The 26,769-nt window shown below is 38.5% G+C and carries 27 protein-coding genes and 1 pseudogene; 8 read left to right on the plus strand and 20 right to left on the minus strand.

Annotated features, from left to right (window positions below; translation table 11 throughout):
* The first annotated feature begins 103 nt into the window (after positions 1-103).
* Complete coding sequence (locus TDE_RS09225; RefSeq protein ID WP_002669773.1) at positions 104-661, plus strand: hypothetical protein; 558 nt, start codon at positions 104-106, stop codon at positions 659-661.
* Between the two features lie 77 nt (positions 662-738).
* Here the strand turns inward: TDE_RS09225 and TDE_RS09230 are convergent, their stop codons facing one another.
* The 9 genes and pseudogenes from TDE_RS09230 to TDE_RS09270 form a co-directional block, all read right to left on the minus strand.
* Complete coding sequence (locus TDE_RS09230; protein ID WP_002669775.1) at positions 739-1,065, minus strand: hypothetical protein; 327 nt, start codon at positions 1,063-1,065, stop codon at positions 739-741.
* Positions 1,066-1,079: 14 nt separating this feature from the next.
* Positions 1,080-2,114 (minus strand): hypothetical protein, encoded by a 1,035-nt coding sequence (locus tag TDE_RS09235; RefSeq protein ID WP_002679661.1) that lies wholly within the window; start codon positions 2,112-2,114, stop codon positions 1,080-1,082.
* Between the two features lie 22 nt (positions 2,115-2,136).
* Positions 2,137-3,071, minus strand: a pseudogene (locus TDE_RS09240) (ABC transporter permease).
* A 2-nt stretch (positions 3,072-3,073) separates the two neighbouring features.
* Positions 3,074-4,171 (minus strand): ABC transporter permease, encoded by a 1,098-nt coding sequence (locus TDE_RS09245; protein WP_002679664.1) that lies wholly within the window; start codon positions 4,169-4,171, stop codon positions 3,074-3,076.
* Positions 4,164-5,687: an ABC transporter ATP-binding protein gene (locus tag TDE_RS09250; protein ID WP_010957110.1), complete on the minus strand. Its 1,524-nt coding sequence runs from the start codon at positions 5,685-5,687 to the stop codon at positions 4,164-4,166. Before TDE_RS09250 ends, TDE_RS09245 begins: the two co-directional genes overlap by 8 nt.
* Before the next feature lie 123 nt (positions 5,688-5,810).
* On the minus strand, positions 5,811-6,884 hold the full coding sequence (locus tag TDE_RS09255) for a BMP family lipoprotein (RefSeq protein ID WP_002669780.1): 1,074 nt from the start codon (positions 6,882-6,884) through the stop codon (positions 5,811-5,813).
* A gap of 138 nt (positions 6,885-7,022) precedes the next feature.
* Positions 7,023-7,949: a ribonuclease Z gene (locus TDE_RS09260; RefSeq protein ID WP_002679668.1), complete on the minus strand. Its 927-nt coding sequence runs from the start codon at positions 7,947-7,949 to the stop codon at positions 7,023-7,025.
* A 66-nt stretch (positions 7,950-8,015) separates the two neighbouring features.
* Positions 8,016-8,660 (minus strand): L-2-amino-thiazoline-4-carboxylic acid hydrolase, encoded by a 645-nt coding sequence (locus TDE_RS09265; RefSeq protein WP_193328953.1) that lies wholly within the window; start codon positions 8,658-8,660, stop codon positions 8,016-8,018.
* Complete coding sequence (locus tag TDE_RS09270; RefSeq protein WP_002674943.1) at positions 8,650-9,291, minus strand: TetR/AcrR family transcriptional regulator; 642 nt, start codon at positions 9,289-9,291, stop codon at positions 8,650-8,652. The genes TDE_RS09265 and TDE_RS09270 overlap by 11 nt, the downstream gene beginning before the upstream one ends.
* A gap of 164 nt (positions 9,292-9,455) precedes the next feature.
* Between TDE_RS09270 and TDE_RS09275 the strand changes: the two genes are divergently transcribed.
* Positions 9,456-9,710 (plus strand): type II toxin-antitoxin system Phd/YefM family antitoxin, encoded by a 255-nt coding sequence (locus TDE_RS09275; protein WP_002679671.1) that lies wholly within the window; start codon positions 9,456-9,458, stop codon positions 9,708-9,710.
* A gap of 99 nt (positions 9,711-9,809) precedes the next feature.
* Here the strand turns inward: TDE_RS09275 and TDE_RS09280 are convergent, their stop codons facing one another.
* Positions 9,810-10,520: a hypothetical protein gene (locus tag TDE_RS09280; protein ID WP_002679673.1), complete on the minus strand. Its 711-nt coding sequence runs from the start codon at positions 10,518-10,520 to the stop codon at positions 9,810-9,812.
* Between the two features lie 263 nt (positions 10,521-10,783).
* Here TDE_RS09280 and TDE_RS09285 point away from each other — a divergent pair, with 263 nt between their 5' ends.
* Positions 10,784-10,972, plus strand: a complete 189-nt coding sequence (locus TDE_RS09285; protein ID WP_002679676.1) for a hypothetical protein — start codon at positions 10,784-10,786, stop codon at positions 10,970-10,972.
* 146 nt (positions 10,973-11,118) lie between these two features.
* Entirely contained in the window at positions 11,119-11,823 is a 705-nt protein-coding gene (locus TDE_RS09290; protein WP_002679677.1) for a hypothetical protein, read from the plus strand.
* Positions 11,824-11,928: 105 nt separating this feature from the next.
* Here the strand turns inward: TDE_RS09290 and TDE_RS09295 are convergent, their stop codons facing one another.
* Together TDE_RS09295 and TDE_RS09300 are read right to left on the minus strand one after the other, a co-directional pair.
* Complete coding sequence (locus tag TDE_RS09295; protein ID WP_010957111.1) at positions 11,929-13,305, minus strand: leucine-rich repeat domain-containing protein; 1,377 nt, start codon at positions 13,303-13,305, stop codon at positions 11,929-11,931.
* Positions 13,306-13,424: 119 nt separating this feature from the next.
* Complete coding sequence (locus TDE_RS09300) at positions 13,425-13,817, minus strand: type II toxin-antitoxin system HicB family antitoxin (RefSeq protein ID WP_002679681.1); 393 nt, start codon at positions 13,815-13,817, stop codon at positions 13,425-13,427.
* Between the two features lie 150 nt (positions 13,818-13,967).
* Between TDE_RS09300 and TDE_RS09305 the strand changes: the two genes are divergently transcribed.
* On the plus strand, positions 13,968-14,159 hold the full coding sequence (locus TDE_RS09305; protein WP_002679683.1) for a hypothetical protein: 192 nt from the start codon (positions 13,968-13,970) through the stop codon (positions 14,157-14,159).
* A gap of 10 nt (positions 14,160-14,169) precedes the next feature.
* Here the strand turns inward: TDE_RS09305 and TDE_RS09310 are convergent, their stop codons facing one another.
* Both TDE_RS09310 and TDE_RS09315 read right to left on the minus strand, forming a co-directional pair.
* Positions 14,170-14,595 (minus strand): type II toxin-antitoxin system VapC family toxin, encoded by a 426-nt coding sequence (locus TDE_RS09310; protein ID WP_002679685.1) that lies wholly within the window; start codon positions 14,593-14,595, stop codon positions 14,170-14,172.
* On the minus strand, positions 14,573-14,824 hold the full coding sequence (locus tag TDE_RS09315; protein ID WP_002669791.1) for a hypothetical protein: 252 nt from the start codon (positions 14,822-14,824) through the stop codon (positions 14,573-14,575). The genes TDE_RS09310 and TDE_RS09315 overlap by 23 nt, the downstream gene beginning before the upstream one ends.
* A gap of 134 nt (positions 14,825-14,958) precedes the next feature.
* Here TDE_RS09315 and selB point away from each other — a divergent pair, with 134 nt between their 5' ends.
* Positions 14,959-16,731: a selenocysteine-specific translation elongation factor gene (gene selB / locus TDE_RS09320; protein WP_002679687.1), complete on the plus strand. Its 1,773-nt coding sequence runs from the start codon at positions 14,959-14,961 to the stop codon at positions 16,729-16,731.
* A 19-nt stretch (positions 16,732-16,750) separates the two neighbouring features.
* Here selB and TDE_RS09325 read toward each other — a convergent pair whose 3' ends face one another.
* Both TDE_RS09325 and TDE_RS09330 read right to left on the minus strand, forming a co-directional pair.
* Positions 16,751-18,400 carry a Na/Pi cotransporter family protein gene (locus TDE_RS09325; RefSeq protein ID WP_002669793.1) on the minus strand — a complete coding sequence of 550 codons (1,650 nt, stop codon included), beginning with the start codon at positions 18,398-18,400 and terminating at the stop codon, positions 16,751-16,753.
* 114 nt (positions 18,401-18,514) lie between these two features.
* Positions 18,515-19,771: a cation:proton antiporter gene (locus TDE_RS09330; RefSeq protein ID WP_002679691.1), complete on the minus strand. Its 1,257-nt coding sequence runs from the start codon at positions 19,769-19,771 to the stop codon at positions 18,515-18,517.
* 171 nt (positions 19,772-19,942) lie between these two features.
* Between TDE_RS09330 and TDE_RS09335 the strand changes: the two genes are divergently transcribed.
* The gene (locus TDE_RS09335) at positions 19,943-21,220 is read left to right on the plus strand and encodes a S1C family serine protease (RefSeq protein WP_002679693.1); all 1,278 of its coding nucleotides are present in this window, start codon (positions 19,943-19,945) and stop codon (positions 21,218-21,220) included.
* Between the two features lie 6 nt (positions 21,221-21,226).
* Positions 21,227-22,123, plus strand: a complete 897-nt coding sequence (locus TDE_RS09340; protein WP_002679695.1) for a hypothetical protein — start codon at positions 21,227-21,229, stop codon at positions 22,121-22,123.
* On the opposite strand, the gene TDE_RS09345 is transcribed toward TDE_RS09340, so the two are convergent.
* Genes TDE_RS09345 through TDE_RS09360 form a run of 4 tightly spaced genes read right to left on the minus strand, consistent with a single transcriptional unit; the run spans position 22,113 to position 26,650 of the window.
* Positions 22,113-22,712, minus strand: a complete 600-nt coding sequence (locus TDE_RS09345; RefSeq protein ID WP_002669797.1) for an SAM-dependent methyltransferase — start codon at positions 22,710-22,712, stop codon at positions 22,113-22,115. The genes TDE_RS09340 and TDE_RS09345 overlap by 11 nt on opposite strands.
* Positions 22,699-24,120, minus strand: a complete 1,422-nt coding sequence (locus TDE_RS09350; RefSeq protein ID WP_002675346.1) for a sigma-54-dependent transcriptional regulator — start codon at positions 24,118-24,120, stop codon at positions 22,699-22,701. Before TDE_RS09350 ends, TDE_RS09345 begins: the two co-directional genes overlap by 14 nt.
* Entirely contained in the window at positions 24,117-25,364 is a 1,248-nt protein-coding gene (locus tag TDE_RS09355; protein WP_002679701.1) for a two-component system sensor histidine kinase NtrB, read from the minus strand. Before TDE_RS09355 ends, TDE_RS09350 begins: the two co-directional genes overlap by 4 nt.
* On the minus strand, positions 25,361-26,650 hold the full coding sequence (locus tag TDE_RS09360) for a hypothetical protein (RefSeq protein WP_002679703.1): 1,290 nt from the start codon (positions 26,648-26,650) through the stop codon (positions 25,361-25,363). Before TDE_RS09360 ends, TDE_RS09355 begins: the two co-directional genes overlap by 4 nt.
* Between the last annotated feature and the right edge of the window lie 119 nt (positions 26,651-26,769).

Here is a 26,769-nt window from a genome sequence, read left to right on the forward strand (position 1 = left end):
CAAGGTCTTTTTTTTACAAAAATAGACAAAGTTCGGTTTTTAAGCCTTGAAGACTTAAAAAAAATAGTGTATACTTTTACCTATAAATCAAAAGGAGATTTTTATGTCGAATTTAAAAGCAATTGACCTTTTTGAAGCTTATGCTCAAAACAAATTGCCTATGGATGAAGGATACATTGTTTCATCCTTTTTTAAGGAAGATTCGGCCTACAGTGTTTATGAAATAATTTCATATTCAACGGTAAAAGACATTTATATGACCGGTGACGGATTAACCTTCCAAACAAACGGAAAAAAACTTTTCTTATTGGTAGAACCGCCAAACTTCCCCCACAAGGCAGTCGAACCTGTATTTCGAGATAAAAATTTCCAAGTACCTTTAAGATTCAAAGAATCCAATATTTATACTGCAAAAAATCAATCCACCATTATTTATAGCAACGCTCCTCAAAAAGCTATTTCGACTTTTACGGTAGTAAAACCTGTAGGAATTAACTTTGCTTTCCTATTTTACCCTCTTCCCAATACTTTTAAATTGATTGAGCGTTTCTTTGAGAAAACCTTAAATCAAGAAGCCGTCATCCCGGTAGATGATGCAAAAAAAGTAGCTAAGGACTTTGCAGCTCTTTGTGAAAAAGTGCTGACATGGTCTAAAGAATAAGAAGCTTAAAATAACAAGATTTAAAGAGGTATCTATGATTAAAAATCTAGGTACCTCTTTATAATATTATTTCCAATTTATTCTATCGTATATTCGATAAAACCTTCAGCTTTCCGGCTTATGATTTCGCCTATTCCGGCCCTGACGGTTCTAATATTTTTATAATTTATATCGGGCATGTTTTGTCCTGTAAGAGCATTGTGGCATAGGGCTATGTCTAGTCCCGAATCCGTAAAATCGTTTTCAAGACTTTCAAAGTATTTTACAACATCACCGGCAAAAACAACCTCAATCTCGGCAGTATCGCCCAATTCTTCACAATATCTTTTGTAGTTTGTTATCTTATGCTTTAGCTTATCTATTAAGTTAAACTTTTCAATCCTAAACAAAACCTTATAATGCATAATTCCTTCCTTTTTTATAAGTCTTCAGTCGGTATAGACGGCTCAGGCGGAGGCCTTCGCTTTGCATTCTGTTTTTCGATTTCGGCATCCAAATCTTTAATATCGGATCTGATCAAAAATGGAGAGCCCATTGCAAAGACCTTCCCGTCATCCAGTATATAAAGAGGTAAATTTTCTAAAACCGAAAACTGTGCCTTGGGATAGGTATCGGGAGCGGCATGAGTGCCGGGTCCTGCACCAAGGGGCTTAAAACTTAAAAATAGGCCTTGGGTATTTTCAGCATTTGAATCCGAAGAAATTGTGTATTTTCCCGTTTCATAATTGCGTAAAATGCTGCCGGTATTGGTAAGGCATGAATAAACAAGGCTGCCTCTCTTTAAAAGGCGAGGGAATTCGTAACCGGTTCCGTCATTTCCTTTTACAATTACTTTTTTGTCATTATACTCAAGGTCATCAAGCCAATAGCGGAAACGGATATAATCGTCTCCGGTAAAAAAATAAGCGTCTATTGAAGACGGAGCTTCATTTGGATAAAGAAGGATGCCGTCAGGACTACCCTGCTCTATCCAAAAGCCGTCCAGGAGATTCTTTTTATCGTCAAAGGAACTTGAAGAATTTTCATCTTTTGTTTCTAAAAGATTATCCGAGCTTTCTTCTTTTACCTCATAAGGGATTTTTTTATAAAATGAAGTAAAAAAAAAGCCGTTTTCTATACATACGGGAAAAACAACGGCTTTTTTAGCATAGGGATAGTTTACCCTCAAATAAAATTGACTTTTAGAATTTTCAAGAGTTTCTATGGAGGAAGAAAAATTCCCCATTTTTTCGTATACAAAGCGATAATAAGGCTTTAGAACAACCCTCATATCGAGAGAATTTTTTTTACTATCTCTTGAAAATTCTATAAACCGGCCTCCATTCTCCCAGATTCCCTCTATACCAAGAACCTTTTCGGACAAGGCCGCTTCGGTATTTTCTTGCCCAAAAAGATTAAAGGCTATAAAAAGACTAAATATAAGACTGAACGGCCGAAAAAAGCGTTTTTTCATAGGCTCTCCCTTATTAAAAAACTTAATAGGGTTCCCCGTCAGCCTTGGGAGCCGCCGAATTTTTACTGAAAAGGACAAGGGCTATCAAGGTTACCATATAAGGGAACATTTTAAGCCAAACAGGCGGAATAAGGCTCAAGGAAGGGATAACCTGCGATACGTTTGCAACCGTACGGGCAAAACCGAAAAAGAAGGTTGCACCTAAGATGCCCAAAGGCTTCCATTGACCGAAGATTAGAGCTGCAAGGGCTAAAAAACCAAGGCCGTCAACACTGCCGTTAAATTCACCGGAATAGGTTACGAGAATAACGGCTCCGCCTAAACCGGCCAAGGCACCGCTCGCACATACGGCAAAGTATCGCATCTTATGAACATTTACACCCGCACTGGCTACGGCCGAAGGATGTTCTCCGCAGGCTCGGAGCCTGAGGCCGAATGAGGTCTTATAAAGTAAAAACCAAGAAAAAACCAAAATAGCCAAAACAAGCCATGTGCTCCAATAACTTTGAGAAAAGAATAAAGGCCCTAAAACGGGAATATTCGCCAAGCCGGGAATGTCTTTTCTGATTATGCTGTTTACACGGACATTTCCCGAACCTAAGATGGCTCTTGCGGTATATACCGTCAAAGCTGCAGCCAACATATTTATGGCAGTACCGCTTATAATCTGATCGGCCTTTAATGTAATTGAGGCAAAGGCATGTAAAAGAGAATATAAGATTCCCATAATTACGGCAGCTAAAAGACCGATGGGGATAAGAAGGCCTGAGGGTATCAAGCCTTCTAAAAGATGGATGGTAATAGCTGCGGCAAAACTGCCTACAAGCATGAGGCCTTCAAGCCCTAAATTTACTACACCGCTCCTCTCACTATAAAGACCGCCTAAAGAAGTAACTAAAAGCGGAATTGTATATGCTATATAACATAGGGAAATATTGAAGTTAAAGTATACCACATAATTAGTTCGCCTCCTTGACGGTTTTTTCCTTATTTTTTTGGATTTTAGACCAAAATTTCTTTAACAATAAACTTGTAGCCGTAAAATAAATGATAACTGCAATGATGGTATCGGCTATTTCGGGCGGAACATTTGTGTTGGCGCTCATAAAGCCCTTTCCCACATGGAGAATACCGAAAAAGATGGAGCTTAAAGCAACACCTATCGAATTTCCAGCGCCTAAAAGAGCAACGGCTATTCCGTCAAAACCTTGAGAGGGTAAAACACCGATCTGCATATTAAGGGAATAACCGGCATAATAGGTTAAACCGGCAAGACCTGAAAGAGCTCCGGCAATCATCATAGAAAAGATAATATTTCTGTTTACCTTGATGCCTGCATATTCCGCTCCGCTCTTATTATATCCTGCAGCCTTTAGCTCAAAACCCAGAGTCGTTTTATCCAATATTATTTTTACAAGGATAATTCCTAAAATACCTAAAAATATGCCGTAATTTATATACTCGCTTCCGAAGAGATTACTCAGCCACCCTGCCCTCAGGGTGTGTTCTACAGCGATGGAGCGGCTTTCGGTCTCGATAAATTCGGCCTTTAGATAGCCTTGAACCGAATAATAAACTATCCAATAGGCTATCCAGTTCATCATTATGGTAGAAACGACCTCATGTACATTGAATACGGCTTTTAAAAGACCGGGCAAAGCGGCCCAAAAGGCTCCTCCTATCATTGCGGCTATTATCAAAACAAGCAATAAAACCGGACGCGGCATTGAGCTGTTTAAGGCTATAAAGGTTGCAAAAAGGCCTCCAATGAGCATCTGTCCTGAGGCACCGATATTAAAAAGCCCCGTTTTAAAAGCAAAGCTGACCGAAAGTCCTACAAACAAAAGAATCGTAGCCGTTGCAAGGGTGTTTCCTATACGCTCTATATTCATTAGGCCGCCCCGGAAAAGGTAAGAAAAGGCCGAAAACGGATTTGTTCCCGAAACAGCTATAAAAACAGCACCGGCAATAAGGCCGAGTAAAACAGCGGAAAAACTGATAATAAAATTGTTTTCGGCTATGTTAAAGTCTTTAAATCGTATTTTAAGCTTACTCATTTTTTCCTCCCATACCGGCCATCATAAGCCCAACTTCTTCGGCAGTAGTTTCTTCAGGGCGTACAATTCCGCTTAAAGAGCCCCTGTGCATGACTGCTATCCTATCTGAAAGGTTAAATATTTCGTCAAGTTCAAAGGAAATTAAAAGAACAGCTCTTCCGTTATCCCTGTGTTTTACCAGTTCCTTGTGGATAGATTCTATAGCTCCTACATCAAGCCCGCGTGTCGGGTTTACCGCTATTAAAAGAGGCGGATCAAGGGTAATTTCTCTTCCTAAAATGGCCTTCTGCTGATTGCCACCGCTTAAATTCCCCGCCTTGGATTCTATCCCGGAACCGGAGCGGACATCGAAGATTTCGCTGATTTTTTGGGCAAAACTTTTTATTTTTTCCTTATTTAAAAAACCGTGTTTTTGGAAGTTTTGTGTGTAATAGGATTTTATGACCATGTTTTCGGCAATAGAATATTGCAAAATAAGACCGTGTTTTTGCCTGTCTTCAGGAACATGGCCTAAGCCCGATTCTGCTCTTTTTCTTACGGAAAAGTTTGTAATATCTTTTCCGTCTAAAAGTATACTGCCGGACTCGACAGGCATGAGTCCTGAAAGGGCATAAACAAGCTCGCTTTGACCGTTTCCGTCTACGCCGGCTATGCCTACGATTTCCCCTGCCCTAACCTCAAGAGAAAAATCTCTTACGGCAGGCAGTTTTTTTTCTTTTAATACGTTTAAGTTTTTAATTTCAAGAATCGGCTTTCCCGGATTTGAAGGCCCTTTCGGAACCTTAAAGTCTACGGGACGGCCAACCATCTTGGAGGCAAGTTCATTTTTGGTTGTAGAAGCTACATCGACAACATCTATTAATTTTCCACGCCGTATAATCGTACACTTGTCGGCTACATCCAAAATTTCCTGTAATTTATGGGTAATAAGAATTATGGCCTTACCTTCTGCGGCAAGGTTCCGCATAATCTGCATAAGTTCGTTTATTTCTTGAGGGGTTAAAACTGCCGTAGGTTCATCGAAGATTAGGATGTCGGCATTCCTGTAAAGCATTTTTAATATTTCAACCCTTTGCTGCATACCTACAGTGATATTGCTTATAAGAGCATCAGGTTCAATAAAAAGACCGTATTTATCGCTTAACTCTTTTATTCGCTTTTCGGCTTCTTTTTCGTTTAGGATAAAACCGCCTTCTTTACCCAAAATGATATTTTCTGTTACGGTAAAATTATGAATGAGCTTAAAATGCTGATGCACCATTCCTATCCCCAGATCGTTTGCATCGTTGGGGCTGTTTATTTTTACCTTGTTTCCCTTTACATAGATTTCTCCTCTATCGGCATGGTAAAGACCGAAGAGGATACTCATCAGGGTAGATTTCCCCGCTCCGTTTTCTCCCAAAATGGCGTGTATTTCTCCCTGTTTAACGCATAGGCTTATATCATCGTTTGCCACGATTCCGGGAAATTCCTTGCGGATATTTCTCATTTCAATCACATAATCACTATGGGACAATTTGAACTCCTCAAAAAATAAGAAACAGCCCCCTTTCTTTAGAAAGGCACTTTCTTTCGGAAGATATCTTTCTACAGAAAGAGTCTTTCTGTAGAAAGAGGGCTTTGTAAACTTCTTTAAGTTTTATTTAAATAAATCGCCTTGAGTTGCACTTACTACAATCTCACCGTTCTTTATTTTTTGATAAATTTCGTTTACCTTTTGCTGTACATCATCGGAAAGGTTAGGATTCTTAGCAGGAATTCCTACGCCGTTTTCTTTTACAGAGAACAATAATGAGCGTCCGCCGGCGAATGTTCCGTTCAATTCTTCTTTAATCATGTCATAAGAAGCCTTGTCAAGATACTTCATTGCAGATGTAAGAATTATAGAAGAACCGTCTGCTATGACTCCTTCTGCATATTGATCAACGTCAACACCTACTACCCAAACTTTTTTTCCTGCCTGAGTTCTGGTTTTTGCTTCATTTATAACGCCTACACCAACACCTCCGGCTGCAGCATGGATTACGGTAACGCCCCTGTCATACATAGAAGCAGCAATCTGCTGACCTGCTGCAATGTCGGAAAATCCGCCCTGATATATGAAGTTTTCAGGATAAATCTCAATTTGGGTACCGAGGTTTTCGTTTGCATACTTAATACCTTGCTGCCATCCCCAGTTAAATTTTTGTACTGCAGGGATTTCCATACCGCCGATAAAGCCGAAATTTCCGGTTTTTTGCTGCAAAGCAGCGGCAACACCGGCCAAGAAACCGGCTTCATTTTCTAAAAAGCTGATTCCGATTGTATTAGGTCCGTTTTGGGCATCATATGCATCGGCAGGATGAGCATTTCCGTCGATTATGATAAATTTTGCATCTTTGTACTTGGACTGGGCCTTAAATACGGCCGTCTCAAATTTAAATCCGGGACAAATAATAAATTTATATCCTGAATCATATAGGTTTGAGATTTCTTTGATGTAGTCGGCTTCGGTTGTTCCGACAGGTTTTAAATATTTAACCTTTACACCAAGATCACTTTCGGCTTTTTTAATACCTTCCCAAGTTCCTTGGTTAAAGGATTTATCGTCTATGGTTCCGGCATCCGTAACCATACCGACCATCAAAGCCTTTTTGCCTTCTTCTTTGCTGCAAGAAGTCAGCACTCCAAGAATTAGAAGACAACCGATGAAAATTTTAACAATATTCTTCATAGAAACTCCTTTTTTGTATGTTAATTGCCAAAAAATTAAGAATTAAGTTTCTTATAGACAATTAATCTAACAAATTTAATAAATTATACACTGTTTTCAGATTTATGTCAAATTATAAAATAGGCTTTACAAGAATTTTTAGTCTTCATATTCCAATTGAATATTCATTCTGTCTTTTGAAAGGATCGTTTCGGGGAAAACTTCTCTGGCATGGTCCAAAAGAACTTTAAGCTCGTTATCGGTGTACCTCGGACTGTAATGAATTAGGGCCATCTTTTTGACCTCGGCATCCTTAGCGATTTGAGCCGCCTGCGTACAGGTCATGTGTTTTTTTTCGGCAGCATCTTTTTCCATACCTTTTTCAAACATCCCCTCGCATACAAAAAAGTCGGAATATTTTACTTCTTGAGCAATGGAGGGTAAATATTTTGTGTCGGTTACAAAGCTGAATTTTCTGCCCTTTCTTTTAGGGCCCATAACATCTTGGGGGCGGATAGTTTTTCCATCAGCGGAGACTACTTCATTTCCGCCTTGGAGCTTTGACCAAAGGGGGCCGCATGGAACATTTAAGGCTCTTGCAGCTTCGGGATTAAATTCCCCCGGCCTTTCAAACTCTTCAAAGGTGTATCCCATGCAGGGCTTTGTATGATCCAGCCAAAAAGAACGTACCTGAAATTCCTCGGTAGAATAAACGACTCCCGGTTCCCTTATTTCTTTTACGATAATTTCATAATTAATATACATATCTAAAACTTTCCGGCTGGTTTCCACATATTCGGCAACCTTTGGAGGACCTATTATGTAAAGAGGTTCCTCCCTGTCAACTTGGGATGAAAGCATCAGAAGTCCCGGAAGACCCGTTATATGGTCGGCATGGGTATGGCTTATAAAAATAGCATTGATTCTTTTCCAGCGCAAGTTTAGGCGGCGCAGGGCAACCTGAGTACCCTCTCCGCAATCAAACAAAAACAAATCGCCCTCACGGCGAAGCAAAACCGATGTTAAATGTCTATATGGAAGCGGCATCATTCCGCCGCAGCCTAAAATAAAAGCTTCAAGATTCATTGGAAGCCGATTATAAGCGATTTTTTACAAAAAAGCAAGGCATTGAAAAAACTGCCGGAAAAAGATTTATTCGCCTTTGTTCTTTATCCAATAGTCGCAGTCTTCGTATCCGTCGGCAACGGTGTGTTCTCTGTAAAGAGTGCCGCCGAAATGTTCCATAACCGCCTTATCCGTTTCGCAAAAATACGGCATCAATTCACCGTATCCGTTCTTTTTTGCAAAATCGGCAATGGGGCATCCGATCAGGTGAATGCTGATTCCTTCTTTGTGATGCAGCGGGTTTATTTTCATTCCCCATGTATTGTTCCATGAGCCGTCTTCTTTGTGCTTGTTCAGCTTGCGTGCTCTCAGACCGAAAAGCCCGTGAAAGAGTTTTTGCACCAGCCTGTTGTTAAGGTTGAACCGCGAAAGCTGACCGCCTTTTTTATTGCCGATCATCATACCGTAACACATAGCCGTAATTTCATCGGGCAGCATACTGCGGTTCATACATTCATAATACGCAAAGGCCGAAAGGGCTCCGTAAAAGTTTTTAGACATCGGATTGTCTTTGCCGCCGATGCTCGGTGCATCATTTGCAAACTTTTCGTAGGTTTCAATAACCTCCCGATACTTTTTTTCAGCCTCATCAGGTTGAAATTTCTTATTCAGTTCATTCCTAATCCAATCCGCAGACATTTGCGGAATCTCAAAAATCTTTTCAGATGTCATTTTCATTCCCCCATTCCTTTTGTATAAGTGCGATAATTCCCGTTTCATATATTTTTCCTATCATTTCCATACACCGGATAATTGTTTCCCTGTCCTTGTCCGAAATGATGAGCCTAAACAGTGTTGCAATATAACCTTCCATCAAAACTTCTATCGTCTGTTCTTTAATAGGGCAAATGTTTTTTTCTTCAATATTTTTTACGGTTTTACTGATAGTCAAAGCGTTTCGTCCGGCTATGGTATCAAGAAAATTCTCGTACTTTGTCCCCTTTGCCCCGTTTACAATGAGTTTTACGGCATCTCTATCCGCAATCAAAATATCAACGATTTTAGGAATATTCGGGTAGTAGACCTTGCCCATACCGTAAAGCCGTTCTTTTTTGGGCAAAGCATCCATTTCGCTTCGGATACGGTCAAGTACCTCCATCAACTTATTTGCTACCGGATCGGTAATTGCATAAAAAAGCTCTTCTTTTGAGTTGAAATAGCCGTATAATGCTCCGGGCGTAAATCCTGCTTCCGATACAATCTTCCTAAGAGGAGCCGCCTGATAGCCGTATTCAAGAAAATATTTTTTTGCACTTTTAAGTATCAGATCTTTTGTATCTGCCGTACGCTTGCAGGCTTCCATCTTACCCTCCAATTATATTACTTAGTAATATTACTAAGTAATATAATACTCTTTCTCGGCACACTTGTCAAGCCGATATTGCATAATTTTTTATATAGACATATTGAATATTTTGATAAAATTATGATAAGATTATGATATGAGAGTTTTTATTGGAGGTGTCAATGATGCAAATAAGACCTGTTTCAGATTTACGAAATAAATTTTCAGAAATAGAGAATATTATTATTTCAAATAAAAGTCCTGTGTTTCTTACAAAAAACGGCCACGGTTCTATGGTACTAATGAGTCTTGATATGTACGAAAGTCTTACAGATAATGTGGAAAATAGACTTGATGAGGCTGATTTTCAGGCTGCTTCCACCAATGTTAGGCTTTCCCATAAAGATGTATTTTCAGATATCCGCTCTAAAATTTGATTTGATGGGCATACTAAAAAGCGCAATCAAAATTATTGTTTGGCTACACCCCAACCTTCAATTTTCTCTCCCAAAATCCTAAATTCAGGTCTTGACAAATCACTTATCACAAAAAATTAATATAACTTTAATTTTTTCAGATGTAAAAACATCAGGCATTTCTGTGCAGCCAGCCAATAAACAATCAGCATCTTCAACCATGTATTCGTCAAATGCTTCACAAATTTGCTCATAATCATGAGTTCCATCTTCAAAATCTTTATCTTTTGTCATTGCAGAAATCATAAATCTGTTGCATTTAGCTGAATTATTTTTAAACAAATAATTTGTTTTCGTTTTTAGTACACTAATTAGATTCTGTATAGTGTCTGCTTCTACAGAAATGACTTGTATTTTAGTATCAGGCCGATATTTCATGTCATGCGGACTCACAGACATGTAGTTACCTATTTCTGTTGAAATACAAAACTGTATGAGGTTTTCAAAATCAAAATCCGTAGCGGAATCCAGATGAAGATCAAACTTGCTTGTTAAGTTTTTAAATGAAGAATAAACTTTATCATCCGTATAATCAATTACCTCATCAAGACTTTTAATACAACCGATTATACAAGTTTCAAAACCATTACTTCTGTATTTGTCTATCAACTGCTCTACACTATTATGTGTCTGATTATTGTAACAGAAATACATAATTACGAAATCGAGGTTTTCATATTCATATATAGAAAATTCTATTTCAGCAATAAAAATGTCACCTTCATTCTTCCTTGTAATCTTATATCTCGATTCTTGATCTTTCTGATTCATAATTTGCATCTCCATGATACCGTTATATTTTATCAGAATACTCAATATTAGTCTACTGCCTCACAGAAATCAATTTTGTAATATTTTTTTTAATAAAAGAGGTATTCATAAGAGCTATCTTATTTGAGCATTTTATGTTGACGCCTATCGGGTTTTATGATATAGTGAAGAAGGGTCGAAGTAATCTGACTAAAGGCAGGTAGGTGCGGAACCGACCTATAACATTTATTTCGATCTAAAAATAAATTTATAGGAGGTCAAGTATGGCAAAAGAAATTGTTTATTATGAGGTTACAAATTCTTTCAATGGAATTCTCAAAGGAACAAGATTTAAAGTAACTAAAGATTCTTCAAAGCATATTGATGCTTGTATAAAAGAAGGTCTTGCTGAAGAAACAGGAGTTTCTACAAACAAAATCAATCTATCAATGCTTAAATGTGTTGAAATTTAACTCAATAATGAGTGGAGTTTTATTTTTAAAACTTCACTCATTGGAAATCCAAGAGAGAAGGATATATGTAAATCAGGTGTTATTCTGATACTATAAGAAACTATACTGTTAATCATAAGTCTATTTCAGTAGAGGAGTGAAATAAAATGGATTATGAAGAAGAAAGAAAACAAATTAACTGTACCGATGAGATTCATCAAATTAATTCTAAATATGAAGATGGAATTATTGATTTAAAGTTATTCCAAAAGGCAAAGTATAAAATACTTTGGATATTAAAAGAAACGAATGGTAAATTCTCCATAGAACATTTTAAAAATGCGGCTGAATTAGATAAAGGGAAATGGAAAACATGGAAAAATATTGCTAAGATTAATTCACTCATTTTAGATGGAAAACAGAGTTCTAAATCAGAACAAACAGATTATCTAAGACAGACCGCAATTATTAATTTAAATAAAACTTTTGGCAAATCTTCTACAAAAATGAAGATTTTTAGAAAGAATTATCTATGTCCTGAGAATGAAAAAACTCGATTAATTGTGCAGAAGCAAATAAAAAATATTAGACCTGATATTATTATATGTGGGAATACACTAAATCTTTTAAGTAAACAACTAAATTTCAGAGAAGCAATAAAAATAGAACCAATACCATATACCAAAAAGAACAATATGTATTGTTTTAGTAATGTTGTATTCATAAATGCTTATCATCCATGCTATCCAACTTACCGCCCTATAACGCTATCATCAGATAAATATTGTGAAGCAGTTGTAAATTCAGTAAACAAATGGATTGAATGGAAAAAAACAATGAGTCTTAGTGAATTTAACTTTGATAAATTGTAAAACGCAAAATTAACCTAATAGCCATAGCTGATTTGTTCTTGCATTATAATTAACTCCATTATAAGCTTACCAAAGAAGCCGATTCTCTATGAGCTGATCCTAATCTTATTCACAAACTTGTACGACCGTAATCTGCTCATCCCGTATACTGCTGTCGCTCTTTTTCAACAATGCTTTTACTTTATCGGTTTTCACGGTAAAATGCACATCGGCATGTACATTTTCAAAAGCATTATCTTCGATATCTGTTACAACAGCAGAGTCTATGATTACCGTTTTTAGCTTACTACAGTAGGAAAATGCATGATCACCAATCGTCGTCACGTTATTAGGTATTATAACATTAGTCAAAAAACTACAGTCAAAAAATGCCATATCACCAATCTCAGTAACAGTATCGGGAATCACAACATCGGTTAAATTGGAACAGGCGGAAAATCCCCATGAAGGAATCTCAGTAACACCGTCAGCTATAACAACAGACCTCAAACAGCTTGCTGCAGCTATCAGTTTTTTCTTATCTTTTGTGTAAATAATGTTGCCTTCACTACAATAAACAGGATTTTCACTATCAACACTAAGATGCGTTAAACGAGTGCAGTCGAAAAATCCCCATCCGCCAATATCGCTAACAGTATCAGGTATAACAATATGCTCCAAACCGCCTGCCACAGCTATCAGTTTTTTCTTATCTTTTGTATAAATAATATTATTCTCACTACAATAGACAGGATTTTCAATATCAACAATAAGCTTTGTTAAACGAGTACAGCCGTAAAATGCAGACTTAGCAATATCAGTAACAGTATTAGGTATGACGACATCGGTTAAAACGGAACAGGCGGAAAATGCATGCTCACCAATCTCAGTAACACCTTCAGGTATAACAACAGACTCCAAACCACTTGCTGCAGCTATCAGTTTTTTCTTATCTTTTGTGTAAATAATATTATTCTCACTATAATAGACAGTATTTTCACTACCAACAGTCAGATTTGCTAAACGAGTGCAGTCATAAAATGGTCCGCCAATATCGGTAACACTATCAGGTATCACAATATGCTCCAAACCGCTTGCTGCAGCTATCAGTTTTTTCTTATCTTTTGTGTAAATAATATTATTCTCAGTACAATAGACAGGATTTGCACTATCAACAGTAAGCTTTGTTAAGTTGATACAACCTGTAAAAACCATTGAACCTATCTCAGTAACACTCTTCGATATAGCAACACTTGTTAAGGCGGTACATGAGAAAAAAGACCACTTGTCAATCTTATGAACACTATCGGGTATCTTAACACTTGTTAAACCGGTGCAGCAGTAAAATGCCCCCATACCAATCTCAACAACACTATCCGGCAGCACAAGACTACCTATGAGCTTATTGGAATCAGTTACTCTTGTTAACATCCCGTCCGTTATTTCCAGCAACTGCAAATTTACTTTCTCTTCTGCTGTGAGCAGTGTTTTTATCTGTTTCATATTATAACACACCTTGTACAGCGGTATGTACACCGCTTAAAATAAATATTTTATTATTATACATCATTTCCTATATATTTACTACTCATTCGTAAAGTTAGCAGTATTACATTCTCTTACTACACCCCAACCTGTAATTTTGCTTTAAGGGCATTTTGCAATTCTTGCGAAAAATTAAGATTGGCAGTTTCGGCCTTGTAGTTTAACCATGCCGGAATGGTAACCGTCTTTTTCACCGATTTTTCTGAAAATTGCCTGCGCCATTTATCCGTATCAGCTATAACATAGTTTACAAATCCGTCTTTTATTTTTACGTCCGATATATTACTGGCTTTTGGTATTGCTTGATTGTTATCTTCATAATGGGCAAGCATCATAGCTATGGCATCCTCTGCCATTTCTATAGCTTCAGTTACTGTGTCTCCGAATGTAAAACAGCCGGAAATATCGGGAACTCTAACCCCTATTTTTCCATCATCATTTTCAAAAATAACAGGATATGTATATTTCATTTTTACCTACAAGAGCATTATAGCACGTATTAACACGTGTTGTCAATCGTTTTTTGTAGAGTTTATCTTGTTGGCGAAAGTGCAAAAAATATGCAGGTATTAAACAAAGTAGATTGACAAAGAAATAAGCATCATATATGATACCATACAATGGTAAAAGAAGTTTCCAAATTCGATAACATTTCTATCAATCAGTTTATAACGGCTGCAATAGGCGAAAAATTGACAGCACTACAAACCGAAAACTATCTTGAAAAACGATCAAAAAAAGGCTCTAAAGAAAAGTTTTTGTCCGTTTTGGATAAAGCACCGGACATCAGACCTGAAGAATATGATATGTAATTATAGGAGCTTATTTAAATCTCTTTTTAAATATATTTTCTATCTTTAATTTACCGTGCAGGCGATAGATATCAAAATCCGAATCTATGCTGATTATCCGATTGATTCCTCGCTCTTCTGCAGCGGCTACCAATGTTGCATCCGCAAAATCCATTGGCCTGTCGGAATATTTATTTATTAATTCGGAGATTCTCTTGATAGTGTTTTTATTAATATCATGAATAATAAGCCCTTTTTTCATTACCCATTCTAAAAAATTAATTTGAACTTTTATATTAAAATCAAGCATATACATTACTTCGGTTAATACTGCAATGGTTGATACAAATCTATAATTACCGTCTTTGATAAAGTCTATAACACTTAAATGATATTTATCGTCTTTATCAAACAAAGCAATAAGGGGACCTGTATCAATGAGGACGGTATTTAGCATTTATTTTCTCCTTGATTTTTTGCTTATAAGAAACCGATAGATTTGAGTTTCCGCTCCCGTATTTGCCGAAATATTCTTTTCCCAGCTCATACGAATCAATTTCCATTTCTTCATTGTGGAACAACATATCAAGAGCTTCTTTTATTAAATCGCTTTTATTCTTTTTCTTTACGGTAGATAGAAAATTAAGCCTTTGTTCATACTCTACCGGAAGTCTTACTGTTGTCATGGCAACCTCCGTATTACAAGTGTAATACAAAAAAAACGGCTTGTCAAGTACACGCACAAATCATCTCCCACTTCCCCTAATCCCTTAGTTATGCTAAAATGCTCTGAATACGATAATATTGATTGGGGGAAAGAATGCCGTATATTTTGGGAACAGCGGGACATGTAGACCACGGAAAGACTGCCTTGGTAAAAAGGCTTACAGGAATTGAAACCAGTCATCTGCCTGAAGAAAAAAAGCGGGGGATGACCATAGAGCTCGGCTTTGCTTCGCTTGAAGATCCTGTTCACGGTACTGTCGGCATAGTAGATGTTCCCGGCCATGAACGCTTTATCCGCAACATGGTTGCAGGCACATGGGGTTTGGATGCGGCTCTTTTAATAGTGGCAGCCGATGACGGCTGGATGCAGATGTCCTCCGATCATTTGCGTGTACTAAAGGCCATGAAGATAGAATCCATTCTTCTTGTAATCACAAAATCGGACCTTGCAGAAAAGGACATGCTTGAACTTCTAATCGAAGATGCCAATGCCCAATGCGAAAAAATAATCGGAAGGAAACTCCCTGCCGTTGCCGTTTCTTCCCTTACCGGAAGCGGCATCGAGGAACTCAAAGCCGAAATTACAAAACTTCTTTCTTCATCAAAAAAACAAAACCCGCCTACTCCCTTTTTATATGTAGACAGGGTCTTTGTCCTAAAAGGCATAGGAACCACCGTTACGGGAACATTAAGAGGAAAAGGTCTTCACACCGGAGACAGCCTACAGATATATCCTTCAAATGAAGAATGTAGAATTAAATCGATACAAAACCATCATAAGGATGTTGAAAAAATAGAGCCCGGCACGCGGACAGCCCTCAACTTAAAACTGGGAGAAAAAACAAATCTTGAAAGAGGAATGCTCTTAGCGGAAAAAGATTCAAATTTTGTTTTAAGCGGAAAAGAACTTTTAGTACGCATCGATGAAGTTTTTACAAACAAGGAAGGGGGCTTTAAGAATCATGCCGAAATAGAAATAGCCCTCGGAAGTGCCCATGCAATAGGCAGCATTCACTTAAACCAATTCGACAGGAGCTTGGGCCGTCTTTCTTTGGAAGAGCCCGTTGCCTCTGCCTGGAATCAAAGAGCCGTTTTAATAAGGCACGGCGGAAGCGAAATTCTAGCCTCGGCCAGAGTGCTCGCAAGTTTTCCAAGCTATAAAAGAATACAGTTTAAGGAAGCCTTTGAGGTTTACAGGGATAAGGAACTTCCTTCAATTCACAGCTACAAGTTTAATATTGAAGGCTTTGTCGAGGATACTAAAATCAAAACTCAAGAGCTCACATCGGATAAAAATGAAGTCATCGAGTATGGCTCTTGGCGTTTTTTAAAAAAGCGGCTTGAGTTTTGGGAAAATAAAATTTTAAAAACGGCTCAAGAAAGTCAGGCAGGTTTTACCCTTGAAGAAGTGGACTTACCTGTTCCGCAAAGGGTAAAAACTACAGTATTAAAAAAACTTTGCGATGAAAAAAAACTGGAAAAAGAAGCTCATGTTTATAAACTGAGCGGAAGAACGGGCGACGATATTTCTAAAAATGCAAAGGCCCTTTTGGATGCAGCCTTTAAGGCGGGTTTTGAAGGCATCGAAATAGACAAGATAAAGCTCCCTCAAGCCCGAAAAGAAGCCAGAGACCTGATAAAATTAGGTAAGCTGATCTGCCTTGAAAACTTTTTACACTACCATACGGATTTTTACAAAAAGGCCGTAAATTCATTATTTGCAAAATACAAAACAGGGGATAAGATTTCGATAGCCGATGCACGGGAGGTAACCGGCCTTTCCCGCAAATACATTCTTCCGATTCTTAACCTTCTCGAAAAAGAAGGCAAGCTAAAAAGGCAAGACAACGACAGAATTGTATTGTAAATAGTGGTGGTAAAAATTCTTATTCGGTTTCGGCAAGGGCACGCGAAATACTAAAAGCAAAATCTCCTATTTTTTCCAAGTTGCGGACCATGTCGATGTACAAAAGCTCGGCCTTTACGTTTGCACCTTTTTCCAAGCGGGTACGGGCAAGATGCTTTAGGTGTTGTCTCATCGCATCGATAGATTCTTCCATTTCGTGGGCCATTGCAAGCTGCTCCGCTGCAAGAGGTTTATTTAAGTGCTCGTGGACAAAATGAATAAACTGATTTACGATCCCCATATAGGGTAAAAGTTTATCCATATCGTCTTGGCTGATGGGCATTTTTAATTCTATACTTCGGTTTATAAAAAGCCCCAGCTCAAAAATCTGATCGGTCATATTTTCTATATCGTCTACAATACCGAGCATAAGGCGTACATTCTTTCTGTTTTTTTCGGATAAAGAAAGCTGAGAAGTTTTAATAAGGTATACAGAAAGCTCTTCCTGCATCTGATCGGTATAATCTTCTTTTTCGGTCAACTGCCTTATAACAAATTCTCTTGAAACATTTTCTTCCTTACTTAAAAGAGAACGCAAAAGGCTGAACATTTCCCGGACAATATTGGACATCTTAAGAATTTCAACCTCGGCCCTAAGCACGTAGGCCTCCGTGTTTTCTTTCATACCGGGTGCTTGAAAGGTAAGAACATAGCGGGCAGGCTCTTCATTTTCTCTGGGTTTAATAAGCCAGCACACAAATTTTGCAATCTGATTTACAAACGGAATGGCGACAAGAGTGTTGATTACATTGAACAAGGTATGGAACACTGCAATTTTAGTCATAAGACTGCTTGAAGGGCAAATCAAATCCACTAAGGATAAAAAAGGCGTAAAAAAAGCCAGTGTAAAAACGCTGCCTGCAACATTAAACAAAACGTGTACGGCCGCTGCCCTCCTCGCATTGAGCTTTGTTCCTATTGAGGCCAATACCGCATCTACTGTAGAACCTACGTTACTTCCCAAAATTACAGCCGCAGAAAATTCCCAGCCGACTACCCCGGTATGAGCCATCGTCAAAAGAACCGCAGTTGTCGCACTAGATGAATGGAGAAAAACGGTAAGCACCAAGCCGAGGATAACACCGATTATAATACTATGAATACCTGTCTGTCTAAAAAGAGAAAAAAGGGCAATATGTTCACCCGAAATATTCGGCACGGCTGAAGCCAAAAAGTCCAATCCGGTAAAAAGGAGGCCGAAGCCCATGATGGCCTCACCCAGATTATCTTTTTTAAGTTTTTTAAAAAATGTTAAAAAATAGCCTATTCCGAAGGCAGGAATGGCTATGCTTGCTATAGAAAATTTAAAACCGAGTAATGAAACTATCCATGCCGTAACGGTAGTACCTATGTTTGCACCGAAAATTACGCCTATAGCTTGTTGAAGACTCAACATTCCTGCATTGACAAATGAAACGGTCATAACGGTTGTAGCACCGGAAGATTGAACAATGCCGGTAACAACTATACCCGTCAAAACAGCTAAAAATCTGTTTCCCGTCATAAAATTGAGCGTACGGTGTAGACTTTCGCCGGCACTTTTTTGAATACCGTCACTCATCATTTTCATTCCGTATAAGATTAAACCTAAACTTCCAAGCATCTGGAATACAAGAGAAACTACAGACATGGGACTAGTATATCAAAAAACGGAAGAATTTTCAATCCACGCTTGGCAAATAGGGGAATTTAAAAATAAGAAATCAAAACTGCAATTAGATCAAGGCGGATTGAAGTCAAGATGCTACACCTGTTCTTTCATTGGAGGTTCAAAAGTCCTATCCGAAAATGCTTTTCCCAACAAAATAGGCACAATCATGGAGGAAACGATAATCAGCAAAATGACCGGTGCAAAGTATTCGGCTTTAACCATCCCTACCGCAAGTCCCTTTTGAGCTACGATGAGGGCTACTTCACCGCGCACCATCATTCCCAGCCCTATCTGGAGCGATTCCTTCCGCTTAAAGCCCAACGTCAATGCTGAACCGCCGCAGCCGATTATTTTGCTGATACAACCGACAAGCACAAAGGCTATCGAAAACCATAGTAAGCTCATATTCAGTCCGCTAAAGTCCGTTTTAAGTCCGATAGAGGTAAAAAAGATAGGACTAAAAAACATATACGAATTAATGTCTATTTTCTTTTCCATATAGGAAGCATCATGCAAGTTGCATAATACAACCCCTGCAACATAGGCACCGGTAATATCGGCAATACCGAAAAATCGTTCGGTACAATAGGCAAAAATCAACGCAACCCCTAGCCCGTAAATCGAAATACGGTGAGTATGAGGATGCCTCTTATCATACCATTTGAAGATTCGGTAAATCACATAGCCTACTACCAACGAAGCGGCAAAGAACGCTGCCGTTTTTATAATAAGTGCGAGGTAGTCGCCCTTACCGGAACTTGCACCGAGTACAACCGTTAATGCAATAATGCCTAAGACATCATCGATGATTGCAGCACTGATAATTGTTTGTCCGACTTCCGAATTTATCTTTCCCAGCTCTTTCAATGCGGCAACGGTAATGCTCACCGAAGTCGCCGTTAAAATAGTCCCGATAAATAGGGCTTGATAAAATACGGGTGTTCCAAAACCGTCGAAACCCCAAAACCCTAAGGCCATAGCCGTACCTAAAACCAATGGAACGATAACGCCGCAAGCAGCGATCACTGTGGATTTGATACCGGATGCAACAAGTGATTTTAAATTAGTACCCAATCCGGCAGAGAACATAATCAGGATAACGCCGATTTCCGACATATATCCGATAAACTGATTGGTTTCGGCATAGATAATGTTCGGTTCGACTCCGCCGAAATTACGAAAAAAAGGCAGGTAGCGTAATAAAAGCCCTGCAACAATTTCACCCGCAACTTGCGGAATATTCAGTTTTTTTGCAAGAAGGCCGAGGTACTTTGCAACAATAACGATAATTCCAACGGAAAGGACAATTTGCAAAGCAATTTCGCCAATAGGTATTTCACCAGCAGACATAAACAGCTCCTATTTTTAGTCCATTATATCACAGTATCATTTATTCGTATAGTGCCGGATTTGCCTCACCTTAAATCTAATATAAAATAGACACTGTGAGATTTTACGTCCACGCTTGACAAATAGGGGGTATTTTTAATAGACTATAATTATAGGAGAATTTTAGGCATTATGAAACTTTATAGTAGAAGACAGACCCTCGTATTTTCGCTCATTGCAGCGGTTATTTTTGCAAGTGCAGGTTTTTTTGCCGGTATAAAATATAGTACAGGAAACGCCGGCTCGACTGGAATTCAAAGCGGAACCTCAAGCAACCCTGCCGATTTTGAAGAAAGTGCAGAAAACGGATTTGCTCAGACGGAAAATTCGCACAATTTAAATATGCAGCAGCATGGAAATACGGCAGCTTTAAACACTGCAAATGAAGCAGGATACATGGGCTATACTCCTGCCGAATCACAGAATATTCGTGTATATGAATCGACCAATGAAGCTGTCGTAAACATAACCACCGAAACTATGGGAGCAAACTGGTTTTTTGAGCCTGTTCCGGTTGAAGGCAGTTCGGGTTCAGGCTCCATAATCGACGAAAGCGGATTGGTACTGACCAATGCACATGTAATTTCAGAAGCTTCAAAGATTTATATTTCTCTTTCTGACGGAAGTCAGTACGAGGCAAAAGTAGTAGGAACGGATGCCGAAAACGATTTGGCTGTTTTAAAATTTGATCCGCCTAAAAATATTAAACTTACGGTAATAAAATTAGGAGACTCAACCAATTTAAAAGTCGGCCAAAGAGTTTTAGCTATCGGAAACCCTTTCGGATTGGAAAGAACTCTTACAGACGGAATAGTCTCGGCACTGAAACGCCCGATTCAAAACGATAAAAACATTATCATCAAAAATATGATTCAAACCGATACGGCAATTAACCCCGGAAACTCAGGCGGTCCTCTTTTAGACACTCAAGGAAGAATGATAGGAATAAATACCATGATCTATTCCACATCGGGAAGCTCAGCCGGAGTAGGCTTTGCTGTTCCCGTAAATACGGCTAAAAGAGTTGTTGCAGATATCTTAAAATACGGAAAGGTTATCCGCGGTTCCATCGATGCCGATTTGGTTCAAGTTTCAGGAAGACTAGCCTCTTATGCAAAACTCCCCGTTTCTTACGGTCTCCTTGTTTCCGAAGTAAAAAAAGGAAGCAATGCGGCAAAGGCCGGCCTTCGCGGAGGAAATGAAGCTGTGCGGTCAGGAGTGGGCAGATACAGTTCCGTCTTTTACATAGGCGGCGATATCATTGTCGAAATAGCCGGACAAAAGATAAATAACATAACAGATTATTATTCGGTACTGGAGGATAAAAAACCCGGTGAAACGGTAAAGGTTAAAATTGTCAGAGGGAAAAAACTTGTCGATTTAAGCTTAACCTTATCGGAACGAAACTAAGAACCGATGATCGATTTTAAAAAAATTTTAAAAAAGATTTCATGGAAGATTAAAGGAGTCTCGGTTTATGCCCTTGTCGGTGAAAGCGGAACGGGAAAGAGCTTTAGGGCTCAACTGCTTGCCGAAAAATACGGCATTAAGCTCATCATCGATGATGGGCTTTTAATCTATAACGATAAGATAATTGCAGGCCAATCTGCAAAAAGAGAAAAAACTTTTTTGGCGGCCGTAAAGGTTGCCTTATTTGACGATAAAAAACATAGAGACGGGGTGGCAAAGGCTTTACAATCCCATAGCTTTAAAAAGATTTTAATATTGGGAACTTCCGAAAAGATGGTAAACAAGATTGCCGCCCGTCTTCAAATTCCTCAACCTCAAAAAATAATTAAAATTGAAGACATTGCAAGCAGAGAAGAAATTGAAACTGCAATGAGGTCAAGGCGGGTTGAAGGCAAACATGTTATACCTGTTCCTTCAATAGAAGTACAACGCACCTACCCTCAAATCTTTTACGACAAGATACGCCTATTTTTTAAAAACAAAAAGACACCCTTCGTAGGAACCGAACAATCAAAGCTTTTTGAAAAATCCGTAGTCCGCCCAGAATTCTCAAAAGTCGGTACGGTAGAAATATCCGAATCCGCTTTAACTCAAATGGTATTTAATTGTATTGAAGAATACGATAAAGAAGTAGTTATTAAAAAGCTCAATATCAAAAAAGAAGAAGGCGGATACAGACTAGATCTGACTGTTGATATTCCTTTTGGAACACAGCTGACCGGAAAGATCAATCAACTCCAAAAATATATAATCGAACAAATAGAGCGGTACACAGGTATATTGATTATTCAGATAAATGTTATAATCGATAAAATAATCAACAGGGAAGATTCTAACCCTTAAAATCCAAACCTATTAAATAGGTTTCAAAACTTGAACTGCGGCATGCTTCCGGCTTAAAGGCCCTTGCAGTCTTAAAACATTTTCGTAAATTGTTTAAATGGATCTGCTGATCTCCGCCTTGGAATATCTTTACGACAAATGAACCGCCTTGTTTAAGCTGCTCTTGAGCATAATAAAGCGCAAGCTCTACCAAACCTGAGGAACGGGCCGTATCAACGGTTTTGTTTCCTGTTGTTGCAGGAGCCGCATCGCAGATAACCGCATCATAAGGTCCCAATTCTTTTACCGATTTTATAATTCCCTTATCGAACATATCGCCTTGAAAAAAATTAAGCCTCTCATCATATACTGAAGAATCCAAGGGCTTTAAGTCGACGGCAGTTACCCTTCCCTCCTTATTTAAAAAGCGCAAGACATAGACGGTCCAGCTTCCGGGAGCCGCTCCCAAATCCAGAACCTTATCATTAGGAGAAAAAAGATTAAATTTTTTATTCATCTCTTCAAGTTTGTATACGGAACGAGCAGGATAATTTTCGGCAAAGGCTTTTTTTGACCAATAATCGGGTTCGCTGTATTTATTTTTTGCCATTTACTTTTTCCTTTTTGGATTGATTTTCTTTTCCTTCCAACATTCGCGAAGTATCATCTTTAATCTCCGCATCATATTCATCAAGTTTTCGATGGAGGGTTCTTCGGCCTATTCCTAAAATATCGGCTGTCTTGGATTTATTATTATTTTGGTTTGCAAGAGTCTGCAAAATAATTTGCTTTTCGGCTTCGGCCATATTTACTCCCATCGGTATACGGATTGAAGAAGCCTCGGCCTTTTCGCGCAATGTTTCCGGTAAGTCGTCAAAGTGAATTACATTATCGGAGCTCATTACAACGGCACTTTGAATACAGTTTTGAAGCTGCCTTATATTTCCCGGCCACTCATAATTATAAATTGCAGCTCTTGCACGAGGTTCCATAGAATCTATTTTTTTACCGTTCTCCTCTGCAAAGTCTTTGATAAAGGCAGCAACCAAAAGAGGAATGTCCTCCTTGCGTTCACGCAAGGGAGGCACGTGAATATGAACTACATTCAATCTAAAATAAAGATCTTCCCTAAAATTTCCTTTTTTTATTTCTTCTACCAAATCCCTGTTTGTTGCGGCGATTATCCTTGTATCTACGCTAATAGTTTCAGAACCTCCTACCCTCTCAAACTTTTTTTCTTGAAGAACCCGCAAAAGTTTTACCTGTATCATTTGATTGACTTCGCCTATTTCGTCCAAAAAAAGAGAACCGCCGTTTGCAATTTCAAAGCGGCCTCGGCTGCGTTGTACGGCCCCTGTAAAGGCTCCTTTTTCATGACCGAAAAGCTCGGACTCCAAAAGACTTTCGGCAAAGGACGCACAGTGGACTTGAACAAAGGGCTTATCTTTACGGTTTGAAAGATTATGAATGGCTCGAGCTATCAATTCTTTTCCGACTCCGGTTTCTCCGGTAATTAAGACGCTGGCCTTTGTCGGCGCAACTTTTTTTATATTCTCAAAAACCTTTTCCATAAGAGGGCTCTTGCCTATAATATTTTCAAAACTTTGTTTGGTTTCAATGTCATGTAAGAGTGCCCTATTTTGCAGAACAAGGGCCCTGTTTTGTAAGGCTCTTTTTACTAAAAGAAAAAGGCGTTCCAAATCCAAGGGCTTGGTTAAAAAATCATAGGCCCCCATCCTCATGGCTTCAACAGCCGTTTCTACCGTCCCGTGTCCGGTTAAAACAATTACGGGAACCCCCGGAGTTTTTGAAATAACTTCGCGTAAGACCTCTTCACCGCTTATTTCAGGCATTTTTAGATCGGTAATTACAAGATCGACTTCGTCTTTTAAGGCAATATCCAAACCTGTTTTTCCGTTATCGGCAGTAATTACTTCATAGCCTTCATCTTCCAAGGCCATCGCAAGGCCTTCACGAATATTTTTTTCGTCATCAATAACCAAAATACTGAATTTCATTTTATATCCTTTACCGAATCAAAATCGAAAGTTTTATCGGAGAGTAAAAGCATTGCACCCTTACGCTCTATCGGAAGAGAAAATTTAAAACTTGTTCCCATGCCGTAATCCGAATAAACGTTTATGTCTCCTCCATGTTCTTTTATAACCTTATATGTCATGGTCAGCCCCAAACCCGTTCCGTCATGTTTTGTCGTAAAATAAGGCTCAAATATTTTATGCATATCCTCGGGTAAGATACCCTGCCCTGAATCCGAAATAGTTACAATAATAAAATCGTTTACAGCCTTTGTCGATATATCCAAAAAGCCTCCATTAGGCATTGCGGATTTTGCATTTGTTAGGACATTCATAAATGCCTGCCGCAAAAATCTTTCATCGCCTTGAATCTTAGGAAGCTCCTTTGAAAAGCTAAGAGAAATAGCTATACCGCTGTCATTAAACTCGTCAAAAAAAGTATCGTACAAATTCTTTAAAAGGGCATTTATATCTACGGGAACAAATTCGAATTTTAAGGGACGCACGGCAAACAAAAAATCCACCACGATTTTATTGAGCCTTTCAATTTCTTCTTCGATAACGCCTATATGTTTTTGAGCCTTTTGGTTTATGGATAAATTACAAGCCGTAAAATTTTTCTTTAAAAGCTGTAAATGAATGCTGATTGCCGCAAGAGGATTTTTTATTTCGTGAGCAACGGCAGCTGCAACATTTGTAAGGCTTGCAAGATTTTCAAGGCGGCGGTTTTTAATTTCTTCAATTCTTTTTTCGGTAATATCCGCAATCATAATTATCGTACCTTGAATTTTCTTTTCGTTTACCAAGGGAAGAACCGAAACTTCAATATATTTATTTTTACCTTCAGGCTTATCGGCTTTGAGGTTAAACTCTTTTGAAGTTTGTCCGCTTTCATTTTGAATAACCGAAGAAACAAAGTCGGCAATATCCTGAATCTTTATATGTTCCCAGACATTTTTTTCATGGCCTTCTCCTAAAGCGGAACCGCCAAGTGAAGTGCTTCTAAGAGAGGTTCCTCTAAAAGAGGTGCCTAAAATTCTTTCTGCAGCCCTATTCGATTTTATAATCTTATTTTCGGAATCTGCAACTATAACACCGTCATTTAAAGAATCCATTACTGAATCCAATAGAGAATACTCGTTTGCAAGCAGCTTTACAAAGGTACGCAGTTGAGCTTCATTCATGTTTGGGGATTTTTGTATTCCCCTTCTCATAAACTCTCTCATATAAGTTTTTCCTTAATTTCTTCTGCCAAGTTTTCTAAAGCCGCTTGAGGCGAGATGTTAAAAATATCTACGGCAGCTTCGGCATTTTTTATTAAAGCCGTTATTTTAAAATAAGATTCAACTTCCAAAGCGGAACATTCTTCATTTTTTAAGCCGTCTTGTAAAAAAAATAAAAGGCTGTTTAAGAACAAAATATAAATCGTATGAGGTTTACATTTATTTAAAAGATTTACAATGTTTGAAACCGTGCAATTTGAATTGTCATACTTGTTTTTATTTTTGTAATTTGAGATCGAATTATAAAGAGCCGAGGGGAGAATTTTATTTTGCCTGTCTATGAGCAAAAAAACATACTCATAAAATAAGGCTGCCGCATTTTGAATCGCACGAAAACTTACCGGTAAAAAGCCGTAAAGGTAAGAGCTTAAAAGATTAAACTTACCGAAGGGCTCATGGCAAGGCTCTCCTTTAAAAACCCGTCTTATAACTTCTTCTTGGGATTTTTTATCTCTTTCTTTAAAAGTATAAGTGCGTACCCTTGACAGTATCGTCGGCATAATCGCTCCCCGATGAGCGGTGGTTAAAATAAAGACGGCATAAGAAGGCGGCTCTTCTAAAATTTTTAAAAAAGCATTTCTAGCACCTTCCTGCATCTTATCGGCATTTTCGACAATCAATACTTTTTTGATTCCAGAAGGCATTAGGCGTACCCATGATGAAGCCTTTCTAACCTGATTTATGGGAATAGTATCGTACATACATTCGTCTTGAAGTTTTGCGGCTTTTAAAACAAGAGCTTCCGCAGTTTTGTTAAGCACATTGTCATCTATAGTTTCGATAGGACCGGAACATAGATCGGCCAGAAGTTCTTCAATCTCTGCAATGACAGGGGCGGCTTTAACGAATCTTGTTTCATCCGTATCCCAAAGACGGGGATCGAATCGGGCGGTAAGTTTTCTAATAGCCCGCAAAAATAAATATCTCGAAGAAAGAGTTTTTGTTTTTAATAAGGTCTCGCAGGCAGCCTTGATTTCGGGGCTGTGGTCCCGTGCTCCCAAAATAAGAACGTCGGGAGCGATCATCTCTTTTTGCCTTAGGCATGAAGAACAGGTACATGTCCAGTTCCCCGATTCGGTACAAGAAACGGAGCGGGCAAGCTCAAGGGCTGCGGTCAGCTTCCCCGAACATTCAGGCCCCGAAAACAAAATCGAAGGCGGAAGTTTTTTTTGTTTTATATCTTGAATGAGCCTAAGCCCCGCTTCTTGATCTATGAGATTTTCAAACATCTACAACTCCTATAAAAACTTTTTGCAGGAAATATCAATTTCCGAAAAAAGTTTTTTCAAGTAGTTTTGCTTTATGCAAAACTACATACAATAATGCGATGTTTTGTACCGTATGTACA

Source organism: Treponema denticola ATCC 35405, assembly GCF_000008185.1.
In the GTDB taxonomy this organism is placed as follows: domain Bacteria; phylum Spirochaetota; class Spirochaetia; order Treponematales; family Treponemataceae; genus Treponema_B; species Treponema_B denticola.